Here is a 3,313-nt window from a genome sequence, read left to right on the forward strand (position 1 = left end):
TAAATAACATAACCCATAAAGGAATAATTGTGCTTGCAAATAAAGAACTAGAAAAAATGATTAAAATACAATCAAAACAAATAAACTACTTAACCTCACTAGTTGAAGAATTAGTATTCAGTAGTGATATGATTGAAAAAGAGAAGAAAAAAAGTTTATTGAAACAGAAGTCGAACAAAAGTAATTACTTATCAATTAGAGATTTATCGGAAAGAACTACATATAGCGTAAGTACATTGTATAGTAAGATCAAACTTCTTAAAAAAGGAGAACACTATTTTTATTCAAGAGGGGAACGAGGAAAGCTAATGTTTGATGAATCTGCAGTAGATTTTTTAGCTAGAGGAACAACTTATAAAAAAGTCAATAACGCACCAATTAAAAAGCCTATTTATATTGATGACTTTTTAAATAAAATTTAAATGATTAAGGATAACAAATGAAACTTATGTTTAAAATATCTCTATTGCTGTTAAGTATAATTTTATTAGCAGGATGTGGCTCAACAAATAGGATTCTAAATACTCCCAAAGGAGAACTATTTAGTGATGAAAAGAGTTCTTATATAGTATTTACAAGACCAGATAGATTTGCAGCAGGTGGGATAAATATCAATGTTACGGAGTTTACTCCTACAAACCTGAATGATCTAAAATTTGTAGGAAATATATCCAATGATGAGAGTATGATTTACAAAGTAAAACCTGGAAAGCATTTTTTTTACATTGACCCAACTGATAGTATTGCTTCAATTGATATTGAAAAGAATGAGATTAAATATGTAAGATTAAGTTTATTGCCTATTTTTGAATTATCTGATCGTGGTTCAATCTATCCAATTGAAATTGATTCAAGGCTAACGATTAAAGAATATATATACAAATTAGGTTGCAATGAAAAACTTAAAAAAAGTCTATTGTTTCAGCAGAAAAATGAAGAGGTATCAAACGAATATTATTCTCCAACATTATTTGAAATTAAATGTGATAATGAACAACTAGTTGAAGTAAATGATTTATTAAACGATTCAACAATGAACGAACTAAAAAAAGTAAAGATAGTTGAATCAACAGACAAATCAATCGAAGGTTTTTTAAAAGAGAAATCAAGTTTAATTAGTGATTTGAAAGAATATTATCCATTGTGGAACTTTAAGTTCAAGAATATGCCTTTGATTCAAAGACCTTTTTTAGTTATTGATAAACTATCTAGTAATTTAGAAAAACAGCATTATGGAAAAGTTAATATCGTGGACGGAATACACAATAAAGATATGGATGTATCTTCAATTAATGAATATATATTGGAACTCAGAAAGAATTTTAAGGATAATGTATCTGGAAAAACATTAACTTTGAAAATATCTTTTTCAAAATATGATGATGGAAATATGGCAGCACGTTATATTATGGGAGGATTTGGGATTGATAAAGAATCTTGGGGAGTAATAGATTTTAAAGTTGATTTAATTGATGAAACTGGAAAAACCTTCAATTCTTTTAGAATATACGAAACTGAAATGGGAGGAATTCTAGGAGGAATAAACACCTTAAAACCAGATACAATGAAGGTATTAGTAGATTATGTAAAATTAAACTTTCTATAGCTATTAAGAATATAATTCATCAATACATTTCAAATGACTTGATATCAAAATAACCTATTTAAAGTAAACGGTTGAATGACTTAAAACCAGCAATTGATGAGAAAAGTGAACAGATAAAAGAATGAGTTTAAAATTACCAAGGTTATTCTGATAGAAATAGAGTTAGTAACGTATAGATAGTAAGAATTAGGAAACAATAGATTCCCTAATTATTCATATCTACAGCTGTAAATGAAACACTGAAAATAGCTTTAAAAAGTTAAAAAGTAAATGATTTCACTACTGTTAATGAAATCATATGATATAATATTTAAAATTATTAAAGGATACTTGTGAAAAAGATTTTAATTACTTTGTGTTTTGTTTTTCTCCATTCGGTTGTGGCTAAAGAAGGAAGTATGTGTAACTATTATTACGACAGCATAACTAGGAAAGTAAATATTATAGAAAAAAAGAAAGATGATTTATCTAAGATGGCTCTAAAAAAATTATATGGAGATTTGACTTTTGAAGTAGGTCAATGTTTCAGTAATTGTGAAGGGGATAAGTTTAATTATTGCAATGAGATAGCAAAAGAAATTGAAAAATAGAAGAAATATATCTATTATTACTTGTATATCAGGAGTTAAAATGAAAACCGTATTTCAATTTATTTTTGCATGGATAGTAATTGTTATTTGCTATTACATTATTTCAGGACTTGAGTTAAAGACTATTGCAACAATATGTTTAATGTTATTACTTCTTATTGCTTATGGAATATTCTTTATATCTAATCAAATAAGTAAAAGTAGTAGCATAACAGATAGTCATATTGAGAACAAGTTTAAATTCTTTATATCAAAATTGGAAAAAGATGATACTAAATGATAACTTACTTGTATTAATTGTTTGGATATTTTTATTTATTATTCCTTCTTCTGTGGGAGGACTTTTTATGATGATGCTTTCTTCTTTTTTTTTGAAAAACAAAACTTTTAAAAAACAACTTCTTTATGAATCATTAATTGCTATTATCTTTTCTTCATTTATTTATCCAGCATTATTCTTTATGGGAATGATGAATGTTTCTTTACTTGTTTATGTACTTATTGCACTTTTTTACCTTATAATCAACATTAAAATGTTTTATTCTAACGATTGGAAGAAATACCCTTAAGGTATGAAGATACTTAAATATAAGACCTTCTACATTCTATTCTTTTAAAATCTAGACTTCTTTACCTCTACTCTTAAATCTGTAGAATTTTCTTCTTTATGTGCTGTTTTATAGTCTTTTTCTGTAGAGTTTTCTTTACCAACTTAAAGGGGTAAACCCTTGTCCTTTTCTTGCCATTATTTTTTACCACAATACAAATCATCAAAAATATATATATTCGGTAAGGGTTTGCCTTTTTTTGAATAAGTTCTTACTACTTGGATTAAGTGTTTTCTTTCTAACTCTTTAATTGCTTTGTAATAAGTTCTTTCATCATTGTTTACATAAAAGCATTTAGAGTTATATCTGTCGGGATAAAACTCATTAACTCTTATTTCTCTATGACTAACACTAATTTTATTTCCATGATGTGTAAGCTCGATAGATTTACTTCTATGAAAGGATAATGATATGTATATCTTTATTGCTGTTTTAGATAAGCTATTCATTTCTTCTAGAAACTTTCTACTAGTTGGTAAAAATATATCTTCCTCTTTAATCAATTACTA

6 protein-coding genes are annotated in these 3,313 nt (G+C 26.4%); 5 read left to right on the forward strand and 1 reads right to left on the reverse strand.

Annotated elements, in window-relative coordinates; translation table 11 throughout:
- The 5 genes from GBG18_RS14805 to GBG18_RS14825 all read left to right on the forward strand — a co-directional run.
- The coding region (locus tag GBG18_RS14805; RefSeq protein WP_152192319.1) for a replication/maintenance protein RepL at positions 1-422 on the forward strand (422 nt) is incomplete at its 5' end.
- 44 nt (positions 423-466) lie between these two features.
- The gene (locus GBG18_RS14810; RefSeq protein WP_152192320.1) at positions 467-1,606 is read left to right on the forward strand and encodes a hypothetical protein; all 1,140 of its coding nucleotides are present in this window, start codon (positions 467-469) and stop codon (positions 1,604-1,606) included.
- A gap of 332 nt (positions 1,607-1,938) precedes the next feature.
- Positions 1,939-2,196, forward strand: a complete 258-nt coding sequence (locus tag GBG18_RS14815; RefSeq protein WP_152192322.1) for a hypothetical protein — start codon at positions 1,939-1,941, stop codon at positions 2,194-2,196.
- Positions 2,197-2,236: 40 nt separating this feature from the next.
- Entirely contained in the window at positions 2,237-2,476 is a 240-nt protein-coding gene (locus GBG18_RS14820) for a hypothetical protein (protein WP_152192324.1), read from the forward strand.
- Complete coding sequence (locus tag GBG18_RS14825) at positions 2,463-2,765, forward strand: hypothetical protein (protein ID WP_152192326.1); 303 nt, start codon at positions 2,463-2,465, stop codon at positions 2,763-2,765. The genes GBG18_RS14820 and GBG18_RS14825 overlap by 14 nt, the downstream gene beginning before the upstream one ends.
- Positions 2,766-2,941: 176 nt before the next feature.
- Here GBG18_RS14825 and GBG18_RS14830 read toward each other — a convergent pair whose 3' ends face one another.
- Positions 2,942-3,307: a hypothetical protein gene (locus tag GBG18_RS14830; RefSeq protein ID WP_152192327.1), complete on the reverse strand. Its 366-nt coding sequence runs from the start codon at positions 3,305-3,307 to the stop codon at positions 2,942-2,944.
- Positions 3,308-3,313 lie beyond the last annotated feature (6 nt).

Origin of the sequence: Poseidonibacter ostreae (genome assembly GCF_009208075.1) — a bacterium.
In the GTDB taxonomy this organism is placed as follows: Bacteria; Campylobacterota; Campylobacteria; order Campylobacterales; family Arcobacteraceae; genus Poseidonibacter; species Poseidonibacter ostreae.